Annotated in this window: 20 protein-coding genes and 1 pseudogene; 20 read left to right on the forward strand and 1 reads right to left on the reverse strand. The window is 65.9% G+C overall.

The window, feature by feature from the left end; translation table 11 throughout:
• Positions 1 to 207: 207 nt before the first annotated feature.
• Entirely contained in the window at positions 208 to 2,319 is a 2,112-nt protein-coding gene (locus FHS82_RS21400) for a BamA/TamA family outer membrane protein (RefSeq protein WP_166948618.1), read from the forward strand.
• Between the two features lie 65 nt (positions 2,320 to 2,384).
• Entirely contained in the window at positions 2,385 to 6,668 is a 4,284-nt protein-coding gene (locus FHS82_RS03290) for a translocation/assembly module TamB domain-containing protein (RefSeq protein WP_166948620.1), read from the forward strand.
• 91 nt (positions 6,669 to 6,759) lie between these two features.
• Here the strand turns inward: FHS82_RS03290 and FHS82_RS03295 are convergent, their stop codons facing one another.
• Positions 6,760 to 6,990, reverse strand: coding sequence for a hypothetical protein (locus tag FHS82_RS03295; RefSeq protein WP_166948622.1), 231 nt, complete (start codon positions 6,988 to 6,990; stop codon positions 6,760 to 6,762).
• Positions 6,991 to 7,317: 327 nt separating this feature from the next.
• Between FHS82_RS03295 and FHS82_RS03300 the strand changes: the two genes are divergently transcribed.
• The 18 genes and pseudogenes from FHS82_RS03300 (at position 7,318) to FHS82_RS03385 (ending at position 25,265) form a co-directional block, all read left to right on the forward strand.
• Positions 7,318 to 7,683 carry an NADH-quinone oxidoreductase subunit A gene (locus FHS82_RS03300; protein ID WP_166948624.1) on the forward strand — a complete coding sequence of 122 codons (366 nt, stop codon included), beginning with the start codon at positions 7,318 to 7,320 and terminating at the stop codon, positions 7,681 to 7,683.
• Positions 7,674 to 8,285 (forward strand): NuoB/complex I 20 kDa subunit family protein, encoded by a 612-nt coding sequence (locus tag FHS82_RS03305; RefSeq protein ID WP_166948628.1) that lies wholly within the window; start codon positions 7,674 to 7,676, stop codon positions 8,283 to 8,285. The genes FHS82_RS03300 and FHS82_RS03305 overlap by 10 nt, the downstream gene beginning before the upstream one ends.
• 15 nt (positions 8,286 to 8,300) lie before the next feature.
• Positions 8,301 to 8,954, forward strand: coding sequence for an NADH-quinone oxidoreductase subunit C (locus FHS82_RS03310; protein WP_166948631.1), 654 nt, complete (start codon positions 8,301 to 8,303; stop codon positions 8,952 to 8,954).
• Positions 8,951 to 9,385 (forward strand): GFA family protein, encoded by a 435-nt coding sequence (locus FHS82_RS03315; protein ID WP_166948634.1) that lies wholly within the window; start codon positions 8,951 to 8,953, stop codon positions 9,383 to 9,385. The genes FHS82_RS03310 and FHS82_RS03315 overlap by 4 nt, the downstream gene beginning before the upstream one ends.
• Complete coding sequence (locus tag FHS82_RS03320; RefSeq protein WP_166948637.1) at positions 9,378 to 10,568, forward strand: NADH-quinone oxidoreductase subunit D; 1,191 nt, start codon at positions 9,378 to 9,380, stop codon at positions 10,566 to 10,568. The genes FHS82_RS03315 and FHS82_RS03320 overlap by 8 nt, the downstream gene beginning before the upstream one ends.
• A 33-nt stretch (positions 10,569 to 10,601) precedes the next feature.
• Positions 10,602 to 11,507, forward strand: a pseudogene (nuoE, locus tag FHS82_RS03325) (NADH-quinone oxidoreductase subunit NuoE); the annotation flags it as partial.
• 20 nt (positions 11,508 to 11,527) lie between these two features.
• A complete protein-coding gene (gene nuoF, locus FHS82_RS03330) occupies positions 11,528 to 12,829 on the forward strand; it encodes an NADH-quinone oxidoreductase subunit NuoF (protein ID WP_166948644.1) in 1,302 nt (433 codons plus the stop codon).
• An 11-nt stretch (positions 12,830 to 12,840) separates the two neighbouring features.
• A complete protein-coding gene (gene nuoG / locus FHS82_RS03335; RefSeq protein WP_166948647.1) occupies positions 12,841 to 14,919 on the forward strand; it encodes an NADH-quinone oxidoreductase subunit NuoG in 2,079 nt (692 codons plus the stop codon).
• A gap of 10 nt (positions 14,920 to 14,929) precedes the next feature.
• Positions 14,930 to 15,973 carry an NADH-quinone oxidoreductase subunit NuoH gene (gene nuoH / locus FHS82_RS03340; RefSeq protein WP_166948657.1) on the forward strand — a complete coding sequence of 348 codons (1,044 nt, stop codon included), beginning with the start codon at positions 14,930 to 14,932 and terminating at the stop codon, positions 15,971 to 15,973.
• Positions 15,970 to 16,233: a hypothetical protein gene (locus FHS82_RS03345; RefSeq protein WP_166948659.1), complete on the forward strand. Its 264-nt coding sequence runs from the start codon at positions 15,970 to 15,972 to the stop codon at positions 16,231 to 16,233. The genes nuoH and FHS82_RS03345 overlap by 4 nt, the downstream gene beginning before the upstream one ends.
• Positions 16,234 to 16,276: 43 nt before the next feature.
• On the forward strand, positions 16,277 to 16,765 hold the full coding sequence (gene nuoI / locus FHS82_RS03350; RefSeq protein WP_166948661.1) for an NADH-quinone oxidoreductase subunit NuoI: 489 nt from the start codon (positions 16,277 to 16,279) through the stop codon (positions 16,763 to 16,765).
• Positions 16,766 to 16,861: 96 nt separating this feature from the next.
• Positions 16,862 to 17,479, forward strand: coding sequence for an NADH-quinone oxidoreductase subunit J (locus FHS82_RS03355; RefSeq protein ID WP_166948663.1), 618 nt, complete (start codon positions 16,862 to 16,864; stop codon positions 17,477 to 17,479).
• Between the two features lie 15 nt (positions 17,480 to 17,494).
• The gene (gene nuoK, locus FHS82_RS03360) at positions 17,495 to 17,803 is read left to right on the forward strand and encodes an NADH-quinone oxidoreductase subunit NuoK (protein WP_166948664.1); all 309 of its coding nucleotides are present in this window, start codon (positions 17,495 to 17,497) and stop codon (positions 17,801 to 17,803) included.
• Between the two features lie 11 nt (positions 17,804 to 17,814).
• A complete protein-coding gene (gene nuoL / locus FHS82_RS03365) occupies positions 17,815 to 19,827 on the forward strand; it encodes an NADH-quinone oxidoreductase subunit L (protein ID WP_166948665.1) in 2,013 nt (670 codons plus the stop codon).
• Entirely contained in the window at positions 19,827 to 21,338 is a 1,512-nt protein-coding gene (locus tag FHS82_RS03370; protein ID WP_166948666.1) for an NADH-quinone oxidoreductase subunit M, read from the forward strand. The genes nuoL and FHS82_RS03370 overlap by 1 nt, the downstream gene beginning before the upstream one ends.
• Before the next feature lie 10 nt (positions 21,339 to 21,348).
• Positions 21,349 to 22,785: an NADH-quinone oxidoreductase subunit NuoN gene (gene nuoN, locus FHS82_RS03375; protein WP_166948667.1), complete on the forward strand. Its 1,437-nt coding sequence runs from the start codon at positions 21,349 to 21,351 to the stop codon at positions 22,783 to 22,785.
• A complete protein-coding gene (locus FHS82_RS03380) occupies positions 22,785 to 23,588 on the forward strand; it encodes a biotin--[acetyl-CoA-carboxylase] ligase (RefSeq protein ID WP_166948668.1) in 804 nt (267 codons plus the stop codon). The genes nuoN and FHS82_RS03380 overlap by 1 nt, the downstream gene beginning before the upstream one ends.
• A 6-nt stretch (positions 23,589 to 23,594) precedes the next feature.
• Positions 23,595 to 25,265, forward strand: a complete 1,671-nt coding sequence (locus tag FHS82_RS03385; protein WP_166948669.1) for a ribonuclease J — start codon at positions 23,595 to 23,597, stop codon at positions 25,263 to 25,265.

Consider the following 25,265-nt stretch of genomic DNA (forward strand, 5'->3'; position numbering starts at 1 on the left):
TGACGGTTTAGCGTTAACCAATCGCCAAAGGAGGCTTGTTATAAGCATCCTGTCATCAGTTTCATCGGGCCCGTGCCGTTGTGTCCCGGAACTGGCGAGCCGACGCATTCTCGTCCGAAGTGCCTCATTCGTGGCATGAACGGGGCGTAATTAGCTTTCGCGCGGATGCATCTGGTGAGAAAGTGTGCGTGAGAGGCCCGACGTTGCGTGACTGAAGAGAGAACCATACCGGCTCCCGATCCGATCCGCGAAGCGGCCTTTTCGCCGGCCTGCGGGCGGAGGCACCCCTGTGCCGGCGCGGGCGCGCGCCGGGGCATTTCGCTGACCGCGCTGGCGCTGGCGGCACTCGTGTATGCGCCGGGGCCGGAGGCGGGCCGCGCATGGGCGCAGGATACCCCGGCCTCCGCATCGGCGGACGACAAGCCGCGCCGCTCGTTCTTCGGCCGCCTCTACGACCGGATCCTCGGGCGCGAGGCGCAGGAGGAGGCCGAGCCCATACCGGTGCCCGACGGCGTCACCTACACGGTGACATTCGACATTCCCGAAGACAGCGCCGCGACGAAGCTGACGGAGGTGTCCGATCTCGAACGTCTCAGGCGGCAACTGCCGTCGGGCGCGATCGGGCTCATCGCCCGCGCCAACGCGGACAAGGGCCGGCTGATCTCGGCGCTGGAGGCGCTGGGCTATTACAACGGGCGCGTCGATATCACGCTCGCCGGCGCGCCGCTCGACAGTCCGGATGCCGCGAGACGGATCGAGGCCGCGCGCCATCCGGGACCGGTGCCGGTACGCATCGCCGTGACGCCCGGCAAGCGCTATTCCTTCGGCCGCTTCGCGCTGATCGATGCCACGACGCGCCGGCCGCTGCCGTCGCCGGACTGGGAGAAGCTCGGCATCCGGGCCGGCGAGCCGGCGGTGAGCAGCGCCGTCCTCAGCACGGAAGCGGCGCTCGTCAGCTATTTCCGCGATCAGGGATATGCGCTTGCGCGGGTGCCGGGGCGGCAGGCGACGGTGGATCACTCGCGCCTCGTCATGGACGTCGTGTTTCACGTCGACACCGGGCCGAAGGCCCGCTTCGGGCCGGTGACGGTTTCGGGAACCGAAAGGCTCGATCCGGATTTCGTCAGTGCGCGGGTGCCGTTCAAGGAAGGCGATGTGTTCTCGCCGGAGCCGATCGCCAGACTGAGGCGGGAACTCGGCGCGTATGACGTGTTCGACTCCGTGCGCGTCGTCGAGGCCGAGCATCTGACGGCGGGGAACGAGTTGCCGATCGAGGTGAAGGTGAGCGAACGGCTGCCGCGCTTCGTGGGCTTCGGCGCCAAGTATTCCACCACGGAGGGGCCGGCCGCCAACGTCTACTGGGGCCACAGGAACCTGTTCGGCGGCGCGGAGCGGCTACGGCTGGAGGCGCAGGTTTCGGGCACCGATGTCAACACGATCAACGGTCGCAGCCGCGCAACCACGCTGGACAAACTCGGCTACAAGGTCGGCGCTAGCTTCCTGAAGCCCGGCATCTTCACGGTGAAGGACGATCTCGTCGCCGACGTCGCGGCGCTGAAGGAGATCACGGAAACCTACACGCGCCAGGGCGTCATCGGCTCGGTCGGCGTGAAGCGCACTTTCTCCGACGAACTCACTGGGCAGATCGGCATCGACGTGGAGCGCGCCAAGTATACGGCGCCCACCAACACCAGCTACACCAACAGCGGCTGGTATACGCTGGTCGGCTTGCCGGTGCAGCTTGCCTACGACAACACCGGCGACAAGCTCAATCCCACGCGGGGCGTGCGGCTTTCCGGCAAGGTCACGCCCTATCCGTCGTTCCTCGGCTCGACTGTGGACATGACGAAAATCGACGTCAGTGCCTCCGGCTACCTGCCGCTGGACGCGGACAGGCGCTACGTGCTTGCGGGCAGGGCGCGCGTCGGCTCCATCGTCGGGTCGGGACTGGAGAGCGTTCCGCCGCCGCATCGCTTCTTCGCCGGCGGCGGCGGCTCGGTCCGCGGCTACGACTACCAGAGTCTTGGGCCGGCCGACGCCGCTGGCGTCGTGGTGGGCGGGCGCAGCCTGTTCGAGGGCTCGGCGGAGCTGCGCGCCAAAGTCACCGACACCATCGGCGTCGTGGCGTTCGCGGACGCGGGCATGGCGTTCCGCTCGTCGACGCCGGAGTTCAACGAGACGCTGCGGTATTCGGCGGGTCTGGGCCTGCGTTACTACACCAGCATCGGCCCTATCCGCCTCGATGTCGCGCGCGGTCTGAACCGCGAGAAGGGCGATCCGCCCTATGGACTTTACATCAGCCTGGGACAAGCGTTTTGAACGATGACAACGGATATCGGCGCGGCCACATAAGACGTACGCGGGGGAAGCTGGGACTCGCGGGCTTGCTGCTGCGACTGACAGGCGGCGTCGCTGTGGCGGCGGTGGGCGGGTTCTTCTTCATGACCCGCACCGACACCGGACGTGCCGCGCTGGTCGATATCATCGAGAGCGTGGCGAACGGACCGGACCTGTCGCTGTCCATCGGCCGGCTGGAAGGCGCGGTGCCGTTCGACATGACGGTGCGTGACGTCAAGGTCGGCGACGGGACGGGCGTGTGGCTCGACGTCGACCGCGCGCGGCTGGCGTGGAGCCCGCTCGCGCTGCTCTCGGGCGTGCTCGATATTTCGGTCGTCGAGGCGGACAAGGTGGCAGTGGCGCGCGCGCCGGCGTCTTCGGGCGCGGCGGCGGCAGAGACGCCGCCGGCGGGTGGCGGGCTGCCGCAATTGCCGTTCGGCATTCGCCTCAACGAGCTGAAGGTGGGCGAGGTGGCGCTCGGCCCGGCGCTGTTCGGGCAGGCGGCGAGCCTTGCCGTGAAGGGCTCGGCCGAACTCGTCGATCTGAAGCAGGGGCTCAACGTCGATCTCGCCGTCGACCGCATCGACGGGCAGGAGGGGCGCATCACCGGCCGCTTCGGCTACGCGCCGGAGGGCGAAGTGCTGACGCTTGACGTGCTGGCGCAGGAGCCGGCCGGCGGCATCGTGTCGCAAGTCGCGGGCGTGCCGGACCTGCCGCCGCTCAGCTTCGCGGCAAAGGGGGCGGGGCCGCTCGATGACTGGCAGGGGCAATTGCGGCTCGATCTTGCCGGCAAGGCGGGTGCCAACGGCGAGATCGCCGTGAAGCGGCAGGATGCCGGGCGCGTGCTGACGGCGGCCATCGACGCCGACATCGCCGCGCTGCTGCCGCAGACCGTGGCGCCGCTCGCCAGCGGCCGCAGCGCGCTCGCCGTGACCGCGCGCTTCGACGACGACGGCAAGATCGCCGTGACGCAGGCGCAACTGACATCGGCAGCGGCCGCGCTCACCGCGCAGGGCAGCTTCGATCCGGCGACGGAGGCGGTTTCCGGCAGTGCGCGCGTGACGGCGGGGCCGCCGCTCGTGTTCGCGCATCTCGCGCCCGTCTCGTGGTCCGGCGCGACACTCGATGTGAACGTGGGCGGCACGCTTTCCGCACTTGACGCAACGGCGGAGATCGCCGCGGGCGACCTCGCGGCGACGGGCTATCGCGCCAGACAGGTGAAAATCGCCGCGCATGTTCTGGGCAAGGGGCCGGTCGCCGACGAGGCGACGCGCTTCGACCTGACGGTGGACGGCGATATCGCCGGCATCGCCACGCCCGACGCCGCGCTCACCCAGGCACTTGGCGGCGCGGCGAAGCTCGCCGTGCGCGGCAGCGCGGATCGGACGCTGGTGGCGAAGATCGACAGCGCTCATCTCGCGCTCGCGCCGCTTTCGCTGCGTTTCGCCGGTATCGTCGATCCGGACGAGATCATCGGCAAGGTGGCGCTGGAGAAGGCCGACCTCGCGGCGCTCAGGGCGTTCGCCGGGCCGGAACTGGCGGGCCGCGCGCGGCTCGATGCCGATGTCGATGTGGCTTTCGATCTTTCGCGCCTGTCCGTCACGCTCGACGGCGCGGCGGAGGGGCTGCGCACCGGCGTGGCACAGGCGGACGGCCTGACGGGCGGCAAGCTCACGCTCGCGGGCGGCGTCGAACGCGGCGAGGACGGCAGCTTCGGCTTCAAGGCGCTGAAGGTCGACGGCGCGCACGTCAATCTGTCGGCGAACGGCTCGGCCACGCAAAGCAAGGCCGACGTGGTAGCGAAACTGTCGCTGCCCGATCTCGCCAAGGTTGATTCACAGTTGCAAGGGCGCGGCGATGTCACCGTGGCGCTCACCGGCAATCTGGACAAGCTCGACGGCAAGGCGACCGTGTCGGTGCCGCAGGCCCGCGCCATGGGGCGGCCCATCGAGGCGCTGAAACTCGACGTGGATGCAAAGGATCTGCTCGGTGCCGTCAGCGGGACGCTCGCGCTCGGCGGCTCTGTCGACGGCAAGGCGGCACGCGGCACCGGGCGCTTCGCCCGCGCCCGCGACGGGGCGGCCCGCGTCGACGACCTCGATATCGCGCTGGGCTCCGTTTCGGTCAAGGGCGCGGTGGCGCTCAACGCGGCGCAACTCGCGACCGGGCGCGTCAATGTCGTTGCCGGCAATCTCGCCGATCTCGGGCCGCTGCTGCTTACGGAACTGGGCGGCCGGGTGAACCTGCAGGCGGATCTCGCGGCGGCGAACGGCGGCCAGAACGCGCGGGTCTCCGGCGGCATCGACCAGTTCGCGGGTTTCGGCGCCTCGCTGCGCAGCGCGCGCATCGATGCCTCCGGCCGCGATCTCCTGCGCCGGCCTGTGTTCGACGCGCGGATTGATGTGACGGAGGCCATCGCAAGCGGCGTTGCCGTGCCGCGCGCCACAATCACCGCGACGGGAACCGGACAGGCGAGCGATGTGCGCATCGATGGCGTCGTGCAGGGTTCGGACGTCAATGCAGCCGCACGAGTGGCTCTGGGCGAGGCGACGAGCATCACCATCAGCCAGGCGCGGGTATCGCGCGGGCGCCAGCGTCTTGACGTCGCGCCCAATGCGCGTATCGACCTCTCCGGCGGCACGGTGCGCATTGCCGGCCTCGAAGTGCGCTCGGGCAGCGGGCGGCTGCGCGTGGCAGGCGACGCCGGCGAGCGACTCAATATCAACACCACGATCCAGAACTTCCCGCTCGCCGTCGCGGAACTGTTCGCGCCCGACCTCGGCCTTGCGGGAACGGTGTCCGGCGATGCGAACGTGACCGGCGCCGCCGCGCGGCCGGACGGGCGCTACCGCCTCAACGTGGCAGGGCTGACGCTGCCGGCGATGGCGAACGCCGGCGTGAGGCCGCTTGCCATCGCCGCGAGCGGCACGTTGGGGCAGGGGCGTGTGACCACGGATTCGACCATCCGGGCGCAGAACGACGTCACGCTGCGTGTGCAGGGCTCGGCGCCGCTCGGCGACGGCAACCTCGACCTCGCCGTGACCGGGCCGATCGACCTCGGCATCGCCAACACCATCCTTTCGGCGAGCGGCCAGACGCTGACGGGCCGGGCGAACATCGACCTGCGTCTGCGCGGCACCACGGCGGCGCCGGCGGTTGGCGGCACGGTGCGCGTCGCCGGCGGGCAGTTCTCGGACCCGGTGCAGGGGCTGTTCTTCGACAACATCCAGGCGGTGGTGACGGGCAGCGAGCGCGAACTTGTGATCACCAGCCTCTCCGCCCGCACCCGCAACGGCGGCACAGTGAACGGCGCCGGGCGCGTGGCCGTCGATCCGGCCGCGGGCTTCCCGGGTAACATCACGATCAAGGCGAACAAGGCGCAGCTCGTGTCGAGCGAGATGGTCAACATGGTCTCGAACCTCGACCTCGCCATCACCGGGCCGCTAGCCCACTCGCCGAAGCTGGCGGGCGCGATCAACGTCGACAACCTGCAGATCACGATTCCCAACCGCTTTCCGCTGTCGCTCGCGCCCATCGAGGTGCAGCACGTGCATCCGCCGCCGCGTGTCCGGGCGCGCATCGAACGGCAGGAGGCCGCGGCCGCGCAGGCGGCAGCGTCGAAACCCTTCGTGCTGGGGCTCGACGTGGCGATCAATGCGCCCTCCCGGGTCTTCGTGCGCGGGCAGGGCATCAACGCGGAACTCGGCGGAACGCTCCGGGTGCGCGGCGACAGCGGCGCGCCGATGATCGACGGCGGCTTCCAGATGCGGCGCGGCACGCTCGCCGTGGTCGGCCGCACGCTGACCTTCTCACGCGGGGAGGTGTCGTTCGTGGGGGGCAGCCTCGATCCGACGCTCGATTTCCTCGCGGAGGCGCCCGCCTCCGACGTCACGGCGCAGATCGGCGTCTCGGGTTATGCGTCCAATCCGAAGATCTCGATCTCGTCGCAGCCGGAACTGCCGCGCGACGAGGTGTTCGCACGGCTGCTGTTCGGACGGCCGGTTACGCGGCTCTCGACCTCGCAGACCATCCGGCTGGCGCAGGCCATCGCGCAGCTCACCGGCGTGGGCGGCGGCGATGCGCTGGGAAGCCTCGGACGGTCGCTGGGCGTTGATTCGGTGGACGTCGGCGCGGACGACTCAGGCAATGTCGACGTGGGCATCGGCAAGCGGATCAACGACAATATATATCTCGGCATCAAGCAGGGGGCGACGCCGGCGTCGAGCCGCGTGACGGTGGACGTGAACATCACCGACCACATCAAGCTGCAGGGCGAGGCCGGTGCGGAAGGAGCGGGTTCGGTCGGCATCGGCATGGAGTGGGACTACTGACAGCCGTCTCCGGCACGCAGGCACGTCGCGGCACGGTGAGGACCGTCCCGCGACGCTTTCTTCCCCGCGTCTCTCTTCCGCGGCCCGCACGTCAGGCGGCGCGGTTGGTGCGCAGTTCCCAGAGCGTGGCGATGCGGGACGGCAGCAGCGTCGTGCCGCTTTCGGTGCGGATCCACGCAATCTCCCGGTTGGCGTTGTGATGCGTCATCGCGAAGGCGACGGCGTCTTCCAACGTGGGGAAATCGATCGCGTGCTCGGGCCGGGCGTGGCGGCCGGGTGACCAGTACTGCAGGCGGGCGGGTTTTAGCAGATCATCGTGCATGACATATCTCCTGACATATCCCTGCGTTAAAACCATAACGCTTGAAATGGCAGAACGTTCCGTGTCGTAGGACACTTCGTCACCTTAGCCTAAAGTCGTAGGGCAAGCAAAAACAAGGGTGAAGGTCGCCGGGGGTACTTGCGTCGTGGCGGAGCGTGCGATAAGCCTTCGTCGCACATGCGAACCGGTCTAAGGCGGGGAATTTTTCAGGTTTTCCTGTAGTTTCCGCCGGAATGTTTCTGGATACGGCTCGCGCGCTCAGGCTCATGTTTCGTGAGCCACCGCCTCGTCCGGTTTTCCGGAAGGGGGATGCCGTTGGAGGATCGAATGCAGGATTTGCTGTCGGACTATCTGCCGCTGGTCATTTTCCTGGGGGTTTCGCTGGTGATCGGCCTTGCGCTGCTCGTGTCCCCGTTCCTCCTCGCCTACAAGAATCCCGATCCGGAAAAACTGTCGGCCTACGAATGCGGCTTCAACGCCTTCGATGACGCGCGCATGAAGTTCGATGTTCGCTTCTACCTGGTGGCCATCCTGTTCATCATCTTCGATCTGGAAGTGGCGTTCCTGTTCCCGTGGGCGATCACGTTCGGGGAACTTGGCTGGCTCGGCTTCTGGTCGATGATGGCGTTCCTCGGCGTGCTCACCGTCGGCTTCGTCTATGAATGGAAGAAGGGAGCCCTCGAATGGGATTGATCGGACAACCCGGCGGTCCGGCGGCAGGGGCGGGCGCGCCCGGCACGCTGGTGGCTCCCGCGCCGCGTGGCATCATCGACCCGAACACGGGCAAGCCCGTCGGTGCGAACGACCCGTTCTTCACCGGCATCAACGATGAACTGGCCGACAAGGGCTTCATCGTCACCGCGACGGACGAGCTGATCAACTGGGCACGCACCGGCTCGCTGATGTGGATGACCTTCGGCCTTGCCTGCTGCGCCGTGGAGATGATGCAGGTGTCGATGCCGCGTTACGACGTGGAGCGCTTCGGCTTCGCGCCGCGCGGCAGCCCGCGCCAGTCGGACGTGATGATCGTCGCCGGCACGCTGACCAACAAAATGGCGCCCGCCTTGCGCAAGGTCTATGACCAGATGCCCGAACCGCGCTACGTGATCTCGATGGGGTCGTGTGCGAACGGTGGCGGCTACTACCATTATTCTTATTCCGTGGTGCGCGGCTGCGACCGCGTGGTGCCGGTCGACATCTACGTGCCGGGTTGTCCGCCGACAGCAGAGGCGCTGCTCTACGGCGTGCTGCTTCTGCAGAAGAAGATCCGTCGCGTCGGCACGATCGAGCGCTAGGGGAGGGCTGTCGCGATGAGCGCAGATACCGAGGACAAGGTGCAGGAGACGGGGCCACTGCTCTCCCCGCTGGAGCAGCATGCGGCTGCTATTGCCGCTGCGCTTCCCGACGCGGTGACGGGCACGCTCGTCGCCTACGGCGAGCTGACGGTGCTGGCGAAGCGCGAAGCCATTGTCGCGGTGCTGACTTTCCTGCGCGACGATCCGGCGAACCTCTACATCAATTTTACCGATATCTGCGGCGTGGACTATCCCGACCGCGACGAGCGCTTCGACGTCGTCTATCACCTGCTGTCGCCGCGCCATAACCGGCGAATCAGGGTGAAGGTGCAGACGGACGAGTTCTCGCCGGTTCCCAGCGCCGTGGGCGTGTTTCCCGCCGCCGACTGGTACGAGCGCGAGACCTACGATCTCTACGGCGTGCTGTTCGCGGATCATCCGGACCTGCGACGCCTGCTGACGGACTATGGTTTCGAGGGGCACCCCCTGCGCAAGGATTTTCCGCTCACCGGTTACGTCGAGGTGCGCTACGACGACGAGAAGAAGCGCGTCGTCTACGAGCCCGTGAAGCTGGTGCAGGAGTTCCGGACCTTCGACTTCCTGTCGCCGTGGGAAGGGCCGGACTATGTGCTGCCGGGCGACGAAAAGGCGGGAGGCAAGCCGTCATGAGTCACGCTGTCCTGAATGCCCGGTGCCTGTGCGGCGCGGTTGAGTTCACGGCCGTGCCGGAGAACGACGAGGCGGGCGTCTGTCATTGTTCGATGTGCCAGCGCTGGTCGGGCGGCATCTGGTTCGCACGCCGCTGCGGCGAACTCACGATGGTGAAGGGCGACGCCCTCGGCATCTACGATTCGTCGGAGTGGGGCGAGCGCGGCTTCTGCCGCGAATGCGGCTCGTCCCTGTTCTGGCGGCAGAAAGACGGCGCCCATAACGCGGTCGCGGTGGCGGCTTTCGGCGAACATGACGGCATGCGGCTGACGAGCGAGATATTCTACGACGTGAAGCCGGATTATTACGCCCTCGCGAACGAGACGGAGAAGATGACGGAAGCGGAAACGATCGCTTTCTTCACGGGCGGTCAGGACGGAAATCATGGCTGAGGCGGACGTTCGCACCTTCAACATCAACTTCGGCCCGCAGCACCCGGCGGCGCACGGCGTGCTGCGGCTCGTGCTGGAGCTTGACGGCGAGGTCGTGGAGCGGGTCGATCCGCATATCGGCCTGCTGCATCGCGGCACCGAGAAGCTGATCGAGTACAAGACCTACCTGCAGGCGACGCCTTATTTCGACCGGCTCGATTACGTTGCGCCGATGAATCAGGAGCACGCCTTCGTGCTCGCGGTCGAGAAACTCCTCGGCATCGAGGTGCCGCGCCGCGGCCAGCTCATCCGGGTACTGTATTCCGAGATCGGCCGCATTCTGGCGCATCTGCTGAACTTCACCACGCAGGCGATGGACGTCGGCGCCCTCACCCCGCCGCTGTGGGGGTTCGAGGAGCGCGAGAAGCTGATGATCTTCTACGAGCGGGCCTGTGGCGCGCGTCTCCACGCCAACTATTTCCGCCCGGGCGGCGTGCATCAGGATCTCCCGCTCGATCTCATCGACGATATCGAGGCATTCTGCGATCCGTTCCTGAAGGTCTGTGACGATCTCGAAGACCTCGTGCTCCCCAACCGCATTTTCAAGCAGCGCAACGTCGATATCGGCGTCGTCTCGCTGGAGGACTGCTGGGCGTGGGGCTTCTCGGGCGTGATGGTGCGCGGCTCCGGCGCGGCTTGGGATCTGCGTCGGGCACAGCCCTATGAATGCTACGAGGAGATGGAGTTCGACATCCCCATCGGCAAGAACGGCGACTGCTATGACCGGCAGGTGATCCGCATGGAGGAGATGCGCCAGTCCGTGCGCATCATGCGCCAGTGCATCGCCAAGCTGCGCGAGCCGGCCGGGCAGGGGCCCGTGTCCAGCGCGGACCACAAGGTGGTGGCGCCCAAGCGCGGCGAGATGAAGCGCTCGATGGAAGCGCTCATCCATCATTTCAAGCTGTTCACGGAAGGCTTCCACGTGCCTGCCGGCGATGTCTACGCGGCGGTTGAAGCGCCGAAGGGCGAGTTCGGCGTCTATCTGGTGGCGGACGGCACCAACAAGCCTTACCGCTGCAAAATCCGCGCGCCGGGCTTCGCGCATCTGCAAGCCATGGATTTCCTGTGCAAGGGCCACATGCTGGCCGATGTCTCGGCAATCCTCGGTTCGATCGATATCGTGTTCGGTGAGGTGGATCGCTGAGTTTCTCACGCGATCAAGGAAGTGGGTGACGGTATGTCCGTTCGCAGGCTAGCGCCAAAGGAAATTCAGCCGGAAGGCTTCGCCTTCACGCCGGAGAATACGGCTTGGGCTGAGCGGATCATCGCCAAGTACCCGGAGGGGCGTCAGGCCTCGGCCGTGATCTCGCTGCTGTGGAAGGCGCAGGAGCAGGGTGGCGGCTGGGTTTCCGAGCCGGCAATCCGCACCATCGCCGACCTGCTGAAGATGCCCTACATCCGGGTGCTGGAGGTCGCTACCTTCTACACCATGTTCAACCTGCAGCCGGTCGGGCGCTATTTCATCCAGTTCTGCGGCACGACGCCGTGCCGGCTGCGCGGCGCGCAGGACATTCAGGACGTGCTGGAACAGCGTGTCGGCCATCAGGGTCACGTCACCGAGGACGGGCTGTTCTCGTGGCTGGAGGTGGAATGCCTCGGCGCCTGCTGCAACGCGCCGATGGTGCAGATCAACAACGACTACTACGAGGATCTGACGCCGGAGAGCTTCAACAAGCTGCTCGACGATCTCGCTGCGGGCCGTCCGGTGAAGCCCGGGCCGCAGAACGGGCGCGTGGCCTCCGAGCCGCTGAATGCGATTAATACGCTGCTTGAGCCGTCGCTCTACGACGGCTCGGTGGTGGGTAGCTGGCGCAAGCGCTTCGAGGAAGAGGAGGCGCGCGCGCGTGCCGAGGCCGCGGCCAAGGCGGCGGAGGAAAAGGCGGCCGCTGAGAAGGCAGCTCTTGCCGCGCGCGAGGCGGCGGTGCCGGAGCCGGCCAAGCCTGCGACGACGCGCGCCGGCGAGCAGGTGGCGGATACGCCGGCTCACCGTGTGGCCGAGGGCAAGGAACCGATCAAGCCCGAGAGCCAGCAGGCTGCAGCTCCCGATACGGCGCCGAAAGCCGCGGACCGTGCGGCCGATGACAAGACGAAAGGGTGAGCGCGATGTTGGCTGACAGGGATCGCATCTTCACCAACCTTTACGGCCGCCATAGCCCGGGCCTGACGGAAGCGCTGAAGCGCGGCAACTGGGACGGCACGAAGTTCCTGCTGGAAAAGGGCCGTGACTGGATCATCAACGAGATGAAGGCGTCGGGCCTGCGCGGGCGCGGCGGCGCCGGCTTCTCGACCGGCCTCAAATGGTCGTTCATGCCGAAGAAGTCGGACGGCAGGCCGCATTATCTCGTCGTGAACGCCGACGAGTCTGAGCCCGGCACCTGCAAGGACCGCGAGATTCTGCGCCACGATCCGCATCTGCTGATCGAGGGCTGCATGATTGCGTCCTTCGCCATGGGTGCCCACGCTGCCTATGTCTATCTGCGCGGCGAATATATCGCGGAGCGCATCGCGCTGCAGAAGGCCGTCGACGAGGCTTACGAGGCCAAGCTCGTGGGCAAGGATAACATCCACGGCTATCCCTTTGATATTTATGTTCATCACGGTGCGGGTGCCTATATCTGCGGCGAGGAGACTGCGCTGCTCGAAAGCCTTGAGGGCAAGAAGGGCATGCCGCGCCTCAAGCCGCCGTTCCCGGCCAACATGGGGCTCTATGGCTGCCCGACGACGGTCAACAACGTCGAGTCGATCGCGGTTGCTGGCACCATCCTGCGCCGGGGCGCGGCGTGGTTCTCGGGCATCGGGCGGCCGAACAACGCGGGCACGAAGCTCTTCTGTGTGTCGGGGCACGTGAACACGCCCTGCAATGTGGAAGAGGCGATGGGCCTCACGTTCCGCGAGCTGATCGACCGCCATTGCGGCGGCATCCGGGGCGGCTGGGATAACCTGCTCGCTGTCATCCCCGGCGGCGTCTCGGTGCCGCTCGTGCCGGCCGAGCAGATCATCGACGCGCCGATGGACTTCGATACGCTGCGTGCCATGAAGACCGGTCTCGGCACGGCGGCGGTGGTCGTGATGGACAAGTCGACCGACGTCGTGCGGGCGATCGCTCGCATCTCGGCGTTCTACAAGCACGAGAGCTGCGGCCAGTGCACCCCTTGCCGTGAGGGCACGGGCTGGATGTGGCGCGTGATTTCGCGCATGGCCGAGGGCAGGGCACAGAAGCGCGAGATCGACCTGCTGCTCGACGTGACGACGCGCGTCGAAGGCCACACGATCTGCGCGCTGGGCGATGCAGCGGCGTGGCCCATCCAGGGATTGATCCGGCATTTCCGCCACGAGATCGAGAAGCGCATCGACGACTATGCGGCCAATCCGCATGGCGAGCCGGTGCTGGTGGCGGCGGAATAAGGGAAAGGTCGATGGCAAAGCTCATCGTAGACGGCAAGGAGATCGACGTCCCGGCGGAGTACACGCTGCTGCAGGCGTGCGAGGCGGCGGGCGCGGAAGTGCCGCGCTTCTGCTTCCACGAGCGGCTCTCGATCGCCGGCAACTGCCGCATGTGCCTCGTCGAGGTGAAGGGCGGCCCGCCCAAGCCCACGGCCTCCTGCGCCATGAACGTGCGCGACCTGCGCCCCGGCCCCAACGGCGAGCCGCCGGTGGTCCTCACCGGATCGCCGATGGTGAAGAAGGCCCGCGAGGGCGTGATGGAGTTCCTGCTCATCAATCATCCGCTCGATTGTCCGATCTGCGATCAGGGTGGCGAGTGCGATCTGCAGGACCAGGCGATGGCTTACGGCGTCGATTCGAGCCGTTTTGCCGAGAACAAGCGTGCGGTCGAGAACAAGTATATCGGCCCGCTGGTTCGCACCTCCATGAACCGCTGCATCCACTGCACGCGCTGCGTTCGCTTCGTCACGGAAGTGGCGGGTGTGCCGGACCTCGGCGCTATCGGGCGCGGTGAGGACATGGAGATCACGACCTATCTCGAAAGCGCGATGCGGTCGGAGCTGCAGGGCAACGTCATCGACCTGTGCCCCGTCGGCGCGCTGACCTCGAAGCCCTACATGTTCAAGGCGCGCCCCTGGGAACTGCTCAAGACCGAATCCATCGACGTGATGGACGCGCTGGGCTCATCCATCCGGGTCGATGCGCGCGGGCGCGAGGTGATGCGCGTGATGCCGCGTGTGAACGAGGCCATCAATGAGGAATGGATTTCCGACAAGACCCGCTTCATCTGGGACGGGCTGAAGACGCAGCGCCTCGACCAGCCCTACGTGCGCGACAATGGCCGGCTGCGCCCGGCCACCTGGCAGGAAGCCTTCGCGCGCGTGGCCGAGAAGGTAAAAGCGGCGGCGGCTGACCGGATTGGCGCCATCGTCGGCGATCTCGCGGCAGCCGAGGAGAGCTTCGCGCTGAAATCGCTGCTACAGCGGCTCGGCTCGCCCAACATCGACGGGCGGCAGGACGGCACCGTGCTCGACCCTATTCTCGGGCGCGCAAGCTACATCTTCAACGCCACCATCGCGGGCGTGCACGAGGCGGATGCAGTGCTGCTCGTCGGCACCAACCCGCGCCGCGAGGCGGCTGTGCTGAATGCGCGCCTCCGCGAGCGCTGGCGGGGCGGCAACCTGTCGGTCGGCGTGATAGGCGAGCCGGTCGACCTGACCTATACGCACACCTATCTCGGCGCCGGGCCCGAGACGCTGGCGGCCGTTGCCGACGGCACGCATTCCTTCGCGGAAGTGTTGAAGAACGCCGAAAAGCCGCTCGTCGTCGTCGGGCAGGGCGCGTTGACGCGCCCGGACGGCCTCGGCGTTCTGTCGCTCGCGGCGCGTGCAGCGCTGGCAGCTGGCGCCGTCAAGGACGGCTGGAACGGGTTCTCGGTGCTGCATACGGCGGCGGCGAGGGTCGGTTCACTCGATCTCGGCCTCGTGCCGGGCGAGGGCGGGCTTGATGCGGCCCATCAGGCAGCGGGCGGCGTTGACGTGCTGTTCCTGCTCGGCGCGGATGAGATCAAGGTCGCGGACGGTCCGTTCGTGGTTTACATCGGCACGCATGGCGACCAGGGCGCGCACCGCGCCGACGTCATCCTGCCCGGCGCGACCTATACGGAAAAGTCCGGCATCTACGTCAATACGGAAGGGCGGGCGCAGATTGCCAACCGGGCGGTGTTCCCACCGGGGCAGGCGCGAGAGGACTGGGCGATCATCCGGGCGCTTTCGGATGTGCTGGGCCACAGGCTGCCGTTCGACAACATCGCGCAGTTGCGCCAGTCGCTGTTCGTGTCGCATCCGCATCTGGCGCGGATCGACGCGGTGGAGCCGGCCGATCCGGTTGCCATCGAGCGGCTCGCGGCGCTGGGCGGCGCGGTGGAGCGGGCGGGCTTCGAATCGCCCGTGACGGACTTTTACCTGACAAACCCGATTGCCCGCGCGTCGGCGATCATGGCGGAATGCTCGGCGCTTGCACTGGGCGTCACCCGTCAGGCAGCGGAATAGGAGCGGATCGATGGAAACACTGCTCACGGTGCTGCTCATTCTCGGCAAGAGCCTGCTGCTGCTCGTCGCGCTGCTGGTGTTCATCGCCTATATCCTGCTCGCAGACCGCAAGATCTGGGCGGCCGTGCAGTTGCGGCGCGGGCCGAACGTCGTCGGCCCCTATGGTCTGTTCCAGTCCTTCGCGGACCTGCTGAAGTTCGTGTTCAAGGAACCGACGATCCCGGACAGCTCGAACAAGTTCCTGTTCCTGCTGGCGCCGCTGATCACCTGCGTGTTGGCGATGGCGTCCTGGGCGGTGATTCCGGTCGCGGACGGCTGGGCGATCGCCGATATCAATGTCGGCGTACTTTACATCCTGGCGATTTCGTCACTCGGCGTCTACGGCATCATCATCGGCGGCTGGGCCTCGAACTCGAAATATCCGTTCCTCAGTGCGCTGCGTTCGGCGGCGCAGATGGTCAGCTACGAGGTGTCGATTGGCTTCGTCATCGTCACCGTGCTGCTCTGCGCGGGATCACTCAACCTGAACGAGATCGTGCGCGCGCAGCAGGATCACGGGCTCGCGACGTCGCTCGGCCTGCCATGGCTGACGTTCCTGAACTGGTACTGGCTGCCGCTTTTCCCGATGCTGGTCATCTTCTTCATCTCGGCGCTCGCCGAGACGAACCGGCCGCCCTTCGATCTGGCGGAAGCGGAATCGGAACTTGTGGCCGGCTTCATGGTCGAGTACGGCTCGACGCCCTACCTGCTGTTCATGCTCGGCGAATATGTGTCGATCATGGTGATGTGCGCGATGACGTCGATCCTGTTCCTGGGGGGCTGGACGTCGCCGATCGGCATTCCCCCGTTCACCTGGGTGCCGGGCGTGGTGTGGTTCACGATCAAGGTGTCGCTGGTGTTCTTCATGTTCGCCATGACCAAAGCTTTCGTGCCGCGCTATCGCTATGACCAGTTGATGCGGCTTGGCTGGAAAGTGTTCCTGCCGATCTCGCTCGTCATGGTGATCGCGGTTGCGTTCGTGCTGAAGTTGACTGGCTGGGCGCAAGCCGGGTGAGCCTGCCGGCGGTTGTGCCGCAGGCGGCGGTAATTGGCGGGCTTCTCGGCCTGTCAATGGGGTTGATCGGATACGGGCTTGCGTCCCGTGTCATCGAGGCGTGGCTCGACGCGGCGGAACGCGACGAGGACGAACCGGTGGCCATGACGCGAGACGAACTCGAACGGTGGGCCATCGGCTTCCGGCGGATGGTGCTGGCCGGTACCGTGATCTTGTTTCCGTTGGCGGGCTTTCTGATGGGCCTTGCCATCGGTGGTTGAGGTTCGCGCACGGGTGCGCGGCATTAAAAGAGCGAGGCGGGCGATGAGGCTCGATCAGGCTGCGAGGGCGCTGTTGTTGAAGGAGTTCGTGTCGGCATTTCTGCTGTCGATGCGCTATTTCTTCAAGCCGAAGGCGACGTTGAACTACCCCTACGAGAAGGGGCAGATCAGTCCGCGGTTTCGCGGCGAGCATGCGCTGCGCCGCTATCCGAACGGGGAGGAGCGCTGCATCGCGTGCAAGCTGTGCGAGGCGATCTGTCCGGCGCAGGCCATCACCATCGAGGCGGGGCCGCGCCGCAACGACGGCACGCGCCGCACCACCCGTTACGATATCGACATGGTGAAGTGCATCTACTGCGGCTTCTGTCAGGAAGCCTGCCCTGTCGATGCCATCGTCGAGGGGCCGAACTTCGAGTTCGCGACGGAGACCCGCGAGGAACTCTATTACGACAAGGAGCGGCTTCTGGCCAACGGCGCGCGCTGGGAGCGGGAAATAGCCCGCAACATCGCGGCGGACGCGCCCTATCGCTGAATTTGAACCCGGTTCGCCGGGTTTATCGTTTGATATCAATCGGCTGTGTCATCATGCGGAAGTTTGCTGACAGGGCCACAAAGGCGGGATCCGGGCATGGCTGCAGCGGCCTTCTTTTATCTGTTTGCGGGTATCTGCATCGCGTCGGCGTTCATGGTGATCGCCGGGCGTAACCCGGTGACGTCGGTGCTGTTCCTGATCCTCGCGTTCTTCAACGCGGCGGGCCTCTTCGTCCTGATCGGCGCCGAGTTTCTGGCGATGATGCTCGTTGTCGTCTATGTCGGCGCAGTGGCGGTGTTGTTCCTGTTCGTCGTGATGATGATCGACGTGGACTTCGCCGAGTTGAAGGCGGGCTTCCTGCAATACCTGCCTGTCGGTGCGCTGGTGGCGATCGTGTTCCTCATCGAACTCGTCATGGTCGTGGGCACGCTGTTCGCCGATCCGGCGAGCCTGCAGGTGGCGGCGGGCGCCGTCGCCGATGCGCCGGCCGCGGGGGTGACGAACACGCAGGCCATCGGGCAGGTGCTCTATACGCAGTATCTGTTCGCCTTTCAGGCGGCGGGCTTCGTGCTGCTGGTGGCGATGGTGGGCGCGATCGTGCTGACGCTGCGCCACAAGCCGAACGTGAAGCGCCAGGATATCGCCGAGCAGGTGGCACGCTCGCACAAGACCGTCATCGAGTTGAAGAAAGTGCCGTCGAGGCAGGGTGTCTGAGGAGGGCGAGGGAAAATGGAAATCGGGCTCGTTCATTACCTCACGGTGGCGGCGGTGTTGTTCACGCTCGGCGTGTTCGGCATCTTCATCAACCGCAAGAACGTGATCGTCATCCTGATGTCGATCGAGCTGATCTTGCTGGCGGTGAACATCAACCTCGTCGCATTCTCGATATTCACCAACACCATCGCGGGGCAGATCTTCGCGCTTCTCGTGCTGACCGTGGCGGCGGCGGAGACGGCGATCGGGCTTGCCATTCTGGTGGTCTACTTCCGCAACCGCGGCACCATCGCGGTTGAGGATATCAACTTGATGAAGGGCTGAGGGCAGGCCGAATGTACCAGGCAATCGTCTTTCTGCCGCTTGTCGGCTTCCTTGTCGCGGGCCTGTTCGGCCGGTTTCTCGGCGCGCGCGCCAGCGAGATCGTCACCACGTCCCTGCTGTTCGTATCCGCGCTCTTGTCGTGGGTAGCGTTTATCTCCGTGGGGTTCGGCACGGAAACGTTCACCGTGCCGGTGGCGCGCTGGATCACGTCGGGTTCGCTCGTCGTCGACTGGGCGTTCCGCATCGATACGCTGACCGTGGTGATGCTGGTCGTCGTCAATACCGTGTCGGCGCTGGTGCACCTCTACTCCATCGGCTATATGCACGAGGATCCGTCGCGGCCGCGCTTCTTCGCCTATCTGTCGTTGTTCACCTTTGCCATGCTGATGCTGGTGACGGCGGACAATCTGGTGCAGATGTTCTTCGGTTGGGAAGGCGTGGGCCTCGCGAGCTACCTGCTGATCGGCTTCTGGTACGAAAAGCCGTCGGCCTGCGCGGCAGCGATGAAGGCCTTCATCGTCAACCGCGTCGGTGACTTCGGCTTCATGCTCGGCCTGCTGCTGACCTTCGTGCTGTTCGATTCGGTCGCGTTCAGCGACATCTTCTCGCGCACGGGTGAGCTGAAGGACGCGACATTCCACTTCATCGGCTTCGAATGGCATGCGCTCACGCTGGTGTCGCTGCTGCTCTTCGTGGGTGCGATGGGCAAGTCGGCGCAGTTCCTGCTGCACACCTGGCTGCCGGACGCCATGGAGGGCCCGACACCGGTTTCCGCTCTCATCCACGCCGCCACCATGGTGACGGCGGGCGTGTTCATGGTCGCGCGCATGTCGCCGGTGTTTGAATACGCGCCGGACGCCTCGTCGGTGGTGATCGTTGTGGGCGCGGTGACGGCTTTCTTCGCGGCAACAGTCGGTCTCGTCCAGAACGACATCAAGCGCGTGATCGCCTATTCGACCTGCTCGCAGCTCGGTTACATGTTCGTGGCGCTCGGGGTCGGCGCCTACGGTGCGGGCGTGTTCCACCTGTTCACGCACGCCTTCTTCAAGGCGCTGCTGTTCCTCGGCGCCGGCTCGGTGATCCACGCGATGCACCATGAGCAGGACATGCGCAAGATGGGCGGCCTGCGGAAGTACATTCCCTTCACGGCCGCGGCCATGACCGTCGGCACGCTGGCGCTGACGGGCTTTCCCTTCACGGCGGGCTTCTACTCCAAGGACGCGATCATCGAATCGGCCTACGCCTCGCACGCACCGGGCGCGACCTTCGCCTTTATCGCGACGGTGCTCGCGGCGCTGATGACGTCGTTCTACTCCTGGCGGCTCTACTTCCTCACCTTCGAGGGCAAGCCGCGTTGGGGGAGCGATGCCGAAGAGGGGCATGCTCATGCCAGCCATGCTCATGCCGATCACGCGCATGATGACCACGCGCATGACGAACATCACGGCCACGATCATACACCGCACGAAAGTCCCTGGGTGATGCGCGGGCCGCTGGTGGTGCTGTCGCTGGGCGCGCTGTTCGCGGGCCTCGTGTTCTCGGGCGCGTTCATCGGCGAGGGGTATGACGCCTTCTGGAAGGGCGCGATCTTCACGGGTGAACACAACCACATCCTGCACGAGATGCATGAGGTGCCGCTGTGGGTGAAGCTTGCGCCGTTCGTGATGATGGTCGCCGGCTTCCTGATCGCGTTGTGGTTCTATGTGCTGGATCCGGCGAAGCCGCAGCAGCTCGCGTCCGCCAATCCGCTGCTTTACCGCTTCCTGCTCAACAAGTGGTACATCGACGAGCTGTACGACTTCCTGTTCGTGCGCGCGGCCAAACGGCTCGGCAACTTCCTGTGGAAGCGGGGCGACGGCTGGCTGATCGATGGCTTCGGGCCTGACGGCGTCTCGGCGCGGGTGCTCGATGTGACGGGGCGTGTCGTCAAGCTGCAATCGGGCTACGTCTACCACTACGCATTCGCGATGCTTGTCGGCGTCGCGGCCTTTGTCACCTGGTACATTTTCGGGGGCGCGATCTGATGTTTGGCCTTGGCATCCTTTCGGGCCTGCTGCTGCTGCCACTGGTCGGCGCGGCGGTCATCCTGACACTGCGCGGCGACGACGCGGCCGTGCAATCGAACGCGCGCTCCATCGCGCTGGCGACGACGATCATCACCTTCGTCGTCTCGCTCGTCGCGTGGGGTCGGTTCGATGCAGCCGATCCAGCCTTCCAGCTTGTCGAGACGCATCCGTGGCTCGCCGAAAGCGTGACCTTCAAGCTCGGCGTGGACGGGTTCTCGTTTCCGCTGGTGCTGCTGACCACCTTCCTGATGCCGTTTTGCATCGCGGCCTCGTGGAACTCGATCACCTCGCGCGTGCGTGCCTACTACGTGGCGTTCCTCGTGCTGGAAACGACGCTGCTCGGCGTGTTTGTGGCGCTCGATCTGGTGCTGTTCTACGTGTTCTTTGAGGCCGGCCTCATCCCGATGTTCCTTATCATCGGAATCTGGGGCGGCAAGCGGCGCATCTACGCCAGCTTCAAGTTCTTCCTTTACACGCTGCTCGGCTCGCTGCTGATGTTTCTCGCCATCCTTGCCATGTATTGGCAGGCGGGGACGACCGATATTCCGACACTGCTGGCGTTCAAATTCGACCCGAACCTGCAGATCTGGCTGTGGCTCGCGTTCTTCGCCTCGTTCGCGGTCAAGATGCCGATGTGGCCGGTGCATACCTGGCTGCCCGATGCGCACGTCGAGGCGCCGACGGCGGGCTCGGTCATCCTGGCCGGTATCATGCTGAAGATGGGTGGTTACGGCTTCATCCGCTTCTCGATCCCCATGTTCCCGGATGCCTCGGTCTACTTTCAGCCGCTCGTCTTCGCGCTGTCGGTGGTGGCGATTATCTACACCTCGCTGGTGGCGCTGGCGCAGCAGGACATCAAGAAGCTTATCGCGTATTCGTCCATCGCGCACATGGGCTTCGTCACCATGGGGCTGTTCACGCTCACCCAGCAGGGCATTCAGGGCGCGATGTTCCAGATGATCTCGCACGGCCTTGTGTCGGGGGCGCTGTTCTTTGCCGTGGGCATCATTTACGACCGCATGCACACGCGCGAGATCGCGGCCTATGGCGGGTTGGTGCACCGCATGCCCCACTACGCGGTGGCATTCATGATCTTCACGATGGCGAACATCGGCCTGCCGGGCACGTCCGGCTTCATCGGGGAGTTCATGACGCTCGCCGGCGCCTTCCGCGCCAATCCTTGGGTTGCGTTCTTCGCCGCGACGGGCCTCATCCTGTCCGCGCCCTATGCGCTGTGGCTCTACCGGCGCGTGATCTTCGGGCCGCTGGAGAAGGAAAGCCTCAAGTCGATCCTTGATCTCGATCGGCGTGAGATTGCGTCCGTCTTGCCGCTGATCCTGCTCATCATCTGGTACGGCGTGCGGCCCGATGACATTCTGAACGTGTTCGCTCCGGCGACGGAGCATCTGTTAAAATCTACCGAAGCGGCGCTTGCGCTCGTCAAGACCGCAGCCGTTACCGTGCAGTGAGGCCAGAGCGATGACATCCGTGACTCTCCCGGCGATTGGCGTGGTGCTGCCGGAACTGCTGCTCGCCGTAGGCTCGTTGGCGCTGTTGCTGATCGGCGCGGTCAGGGGCGACCGTGCGAGCGGCCTCGTCAACGCGCTCGCGCTCGTCCTGCTGGTGCTGGCGGGGATTGCTGTGGCCTTCCAGGGGCCGGAGAAGATCGTGGCGTTCAACGGCTCGTTCGTTCTCGACGGTTTCGCCCGGTTCTGGAAGCTGCTGGCGCTGATCGGCTCGGCGGCGGCTATCGCGATGTCGCGCGAGTTCTTCGTGCGGGAACGGCTCGACAAGTTCGAGTTCCCGGTGCTGGTGCTGCTGTCGACACTTGGCATGCTGCTGATGATTTCGGCCGACAGCCTGCTGATTCTCTATGTCGGACTGGAGCTGCAGAGCCTTGCGATCTACGTCATCGCCGCCTTTGACCGCGACAACGCGCGCTCCACCGAAGCCGGGCTGAAGTATTTCGTGCTGGGCGCCCTGTCGTCGGGAATGCTGCTCTACGGCTCTTCGCTGGTGTACGGGCTGACGGGCAGCATCGTCTTCTCCGATATCGCCGCGGCGCTGGCCGGTGGGCATGGCGTGCTGTTCATCTTCGGGCTGGTGTTCATCATCGCGGGTCTGGCGTTCAAGATTTCGGCGGTTCCGTTCCATATGTGGACGCCGGACGTGTACGAGGGCGCGCCGACGCCCGTCACGGCCTTCCTGGCGGCGGCTCCCAAGATGGCGGCGATGGCGCTCATCGTGCGCGTGTTGATGGGGGTGTTCCCGGCGATCGTCGATCAGTGGCAGCAGATCATCGTGTTCGTGGCACTGGCATCGATGGCGCTGGGCTCGTTCGCGGCGATCGGCCAGCGCAGCATCAAGCGGCTGATGGCCTATTCCTCCATCGGCCACATGGGTTACGCGCTGGTCGGACTGGCGGCGGGCACTCCCCAGGGCGTCGAGGCGGTGCTGATCTACACGGCGATCTATCTCGCCACGACACTCGGCGCCTTTGCCGGCATTCTGGCGCTGCGCAACGGCAACGTCTATGTGGACCGGATCGACGATCTCGCCGGCCTGTCCCGCTCGCAGCCGGCGCTCGCGTTTTTCTTCGCGATGATCTTCTTCTCCTTCGCCGGCATTCCGCCGTGGGCCGGGTTCTTCGGCAAGCTCTATGTGTTCGGCGCGGCGATCGAGGCGGGGCTCTACACGCTGGCGATCATCGGCGTGCTGACGAGCGTGGTGGGAGCGTTCTATTATCTGCGCGTCGTCAAGATCATCTACTTCGACGAGCCGAAGGCGCCCTATGAGCCGATGACGCCGGTGCTGAAGCTGGTGCTGGGCGCGTCGAGCGTGGTCGTGCTGCTGTTCTGGGTGTTGCCCGCGCCGCTGGTGGGCGCCGCGGCTGTGGCTGCGAAATCGTTGTTCTGATGCTCCCGGACAATCGATTCTCTTTATCGTCTGAGGTTGAGGCCGCCGGTGTGAGACTGGCGGCTTTTGACGTGTTGAACGGCTCGACCAGCACGGAGGCCATGGAGAGTGGCCGCGCCGGCGATCCGGGGCCGCTGTGGGTTGTGACCGATCACCAGCTGGGCGGTCGCGGGCGGCGGAACCGGGCCTGGAGTTCGCCGAAGGGCAACCTGGCCGCGAGCCTGCTGCTCACCACCAATGCTTCGGTTGCGCTTGCGGCGACGCTCGGTTTCGTGGCAGGCGTTGCACTGGAGCGGGCGATCGTGCGTGTCGCGCCGTTCCTGCGGCATCGCGTCAGCCTGAAATGGCCCAACGACATCCTGGCTGACGGGTCGAAGCTCGCCGGCATCCTGCTGGAGAGCGAGCCGCTCGACGCGGGGCGGCGAATCGTGGTGGTCGGCATCGGCGTCAACGTCGTGGCGGCGCCGGAGGGGTTGCCTTATCCGGCGACGTCGCTGCTGTCGATGGGCGGGGCGATGTCGGCGCAACAGCTGTTTTCCGCGCTTGCGGACGAGTGGCTGCGATGTGTAGGGCTTTGGGACGAGGGGCGCGGCGTGGCGGTCATTCGCGATCTGTGGCTCGAACGTGCGTCGGGACTGGGCGCGCCGGTCAGCGTGCAGACGCCGGAGGGCGTGCTCGGGGGCGTGTTTGAAACGATAGACGACGCGGGTCGTCTGATAATGCAGCGGGCGGATGGACGCAGCCTGGCGATTGCCGCCGGTGAGGTCCACTTCGGCACCGCTGCGACGGTACGGAAGGATTGACAGCGGATGGCGCCTCGCACGGATGGTCTGGTTTTCGTGGCCCTCGGGGGGCTTGGCGAGATCGGCAGGAATCTCGGCCTCTACGGTTTCGGTCCCGAGGACCGGCGCAAGTGGGTCATGGTTGACTGCGGCATCAGCTTCGCAGGGGAGGAAGCGCCAGGCGTCGATCTGGTGTTCCCCGACATCCGCTTCATTGCGGAGGAGCGCCGCGATCTCCTCGGCATCATCATCACCCACGCGCATGAGGACCACATCGGCGCGCTGGCGAAGCTGTGGCCGCAGCTCAATGCGCCCGTCTACTGCACGCCATTCGCGGCGGGCCTTCTGGAAACGCGCCGCCTGTCGGAGCCTGGCGCGCCGAAAATTCCGCTACATACGGTGAAGCAGGGCGGGCGGATATCCCTGCCACCGTTCGACATCGAGTTCATCCCGGTGGCGCATTCGATTCCCGAGGCCAATGCGCTGGCGATTCGCACGCCGCTTGGCACGGTGCTCCACACGGGCGACTGGAAGATCGACCCGACGCCCTTCGTCGGCGTGCCGACGGATGGCGCGCGCCTGGCGCAGATCGGCGACGAGGGCGTGCTGGCGATGGTGTGCGATTCCACCAACGCGCTGCGCGACGGGGCGAGCCCCAGCGAGTCCGATGTCGCCGCTTCGCTGGCCGAATTGATTGCGAAGGCGCCGGCGCGAGTCGCGGTGACGACCTTCGCCTCGAACGTGGCGCGCATCCGCGCCGTGGCCGAGGCGGCGGCAAAGGCGGGGCGCGAGATCGTCGTCGTCGGGCGTGCCATGGACCGCGTGAGTGGCGTGGCCGGCGAACTCGGCTACCTCGATGGGCTGCCGCCGTTTCGCACGCCTGAAACGTACAGCCAGCTGCCACGCGACAAGGTGGTGGCGCTGCTCACCGGTAGCCAGGGCGAGCCGCGCGCGGCGATGGCGCGGGTCGCGACCGACAGCCATCCCGATATCTCGCTCGCGGCCGGCGACAGGGTGATCTTTTCCTCGCGCGCCATTCCGGGCAACGAGAAATCCATCGACGGGATCGTCAACAATCTGGTGCGCCGCGGTGTCGAGGTGATCACCGATCGCGAGGCGCTCGTACATGTGTCCGGCCATCCGCGCCGGGGCGAACTGGAGCAGATGTACCGCTGGGTGCGGCCGAAGATCGTGCTCCCTGTCCACGGTGAGCCGATGCATCTCGCGGGGCATCGCGATTTCGCCCGCAAGCAGGGTGTCGAGGTGATCCTAAGCGCCGAGGACGGCGAGTTGGTGCGCTTCGCGCCGGGCGCTGCCGGCGTCGTCGACGAGGTGCCGACCGGGCGCGTGTATCAGGACGGCGATCTGCTCGTCAATGCGGCCGAGCGCACCGTTCCGGAGCGGCGCAGGCTGGGCTTCGCCGGTGTGATCTCAATCGCCGTCGCCCTCACCGACAAGGGCGAACTGGCGGGCGACGTGTCCGTCGGTACGTCCGGACTGCCCCCGGTGACGGCCGATGGCGAGATCTTCGACGAGATCATCGGCGAGACCGTCGTCGAACTGCTGGAATCGCTGCCGCGCGCGCGCCGGCGCGATCCCGATACCGTTGTCAACGCCGTGGAGCGGGCGGTGCGTGCCGAGGTGCAGCGCAAGTGGGGCAAGAAGCCGACCTGCCACGTGCATGTCCTGATCGTGTGA

This window comes from Pseudochelatococcus lubricantis (assembly GCF_011762225.1).
Lineage (GTDB): Bacteria > Pseudomonadota > Alphaproteobacteria > Rhizobiales > Beijerinckiaceae > Pseudochelatococcus > Pseudochelatococcus lubricantis.

Bases quoted from the DNA above. Each gene is read 5' to 3' on its own strand.
- FHS82_RS03295 (WP_166948622.1), bottom strand. From the start codon at position 6,990: ATGCACGATGATCTGCTAAAACCCGCCCGCCTGCAGTACTGGTCACCC.
- FHS82_RS03300 (WP_166948624.1), top strand. From the start codon at position 7,318: ATGCAGGATTTGCTGTCGGACTATCTGCCGCTGGTCATTTTCCTGGGG.
- FHS82_RS03305 (WP_166948628.1), top strand. From the start codon at position 7,674: ATGGGATTGATCGGACAACCCGGCGGTCCGGCGGCAGGGGCGGGCGCG.
- FHS82_RS03310 (WP_166948631.1), top strand. From the start codon at position 8,301: ATGAGCGCAGATACCGAGGACAAGGTGCAGGAGACGGGGCCACTGCTC.
- FHS82_RS03315 (WP_166948634.1), top strand. From the start codon at position 8,951: ATGAGTCACGCTGTCCTGAATGCCCGGTGCCTGTGCGGCGCGGTTGAG.
- FHS82_RS03320 (WP_166948637.1), top strand. From the start codon at position 9,378: ATGGCTGAGGCGGACGTTCGCACCTTCAACATCAACTTCGGCCCGCAG.
- nuoF (WP_166948644.1), top strand. From the start codon at position 11,528: ATGTTGGCTGACAGGGATCGCATCTTCACCAACCTTTACGGCCGCCAT.
- nuoG (WP_166948647.1), top strand. From the start codon at position 12,841: ATGGCAAAGCTCATCGTAGACGGCAAGGAGATCGACGTCCCGGCGGAG.
- nuoH (WP_166948657.1), top strand. From the start codon at position 14,930: ATGGAAACACTGCTCACGGTGCTGCTCATTCTCGGCAAGAGCCTGCTG.
- nuoI (WP_166948661.1), top strand. From the start codon at position 16,277: ATGAGGCTCGATCAGGCTGCGAGGGCGCTGTTGTTGAAGGAGTTCGTG.
- FHS82_RS03355 (WP_166948663.1), top strand. From the start codon at position 16,862: ATGGCTGCAGCGGCCTTCTTTTATCTGTTTGCGGGTATCTGCATCGCG.
- nuoK (WP_166948664.1), top strand. From the start codon at position 17,495: ATGGAAATCGGGCTCGTTCATTACCTCACGGTGGCGGCGGTGTTGTTC.
- nuoL (WP_166948665.1), top strand. From the start codon at position 17,815: ATGTACCAGGCAATCGTCTTTCTGCCGCTTGTCGGCTTCCTTGTCGCG.
- FHS82_RS03370 (WP_166948666.1), top strand. From the start codon at position 19,827: ATGTTTGGCCTTGGCATCCTTTCGGGCCTGCTGCTGCTGCCACTGGTC.
- nuoN (WP_166948667.1), top strand. From the start codon at position 21,349: ATGACATCCGTGACTCTCCCGGCGATTGGCGTGGTGCTGCCGGAACTG.
- FHS82_RS03380 (WP_166948668.1), top strand. From the start codon at position 22,785: ATGCTCCCGGACAATCGATTCTCTTTATCGTCTGAGGTTGAGGCCGCC.
- FHS82_RS03385 (WP_166948669.1), top strand. From the start codon at position 23,595: ATGGCGCCTCGCACGGATGGTCTGGTTTTCGTGGCCCTCGGGGGGCTT.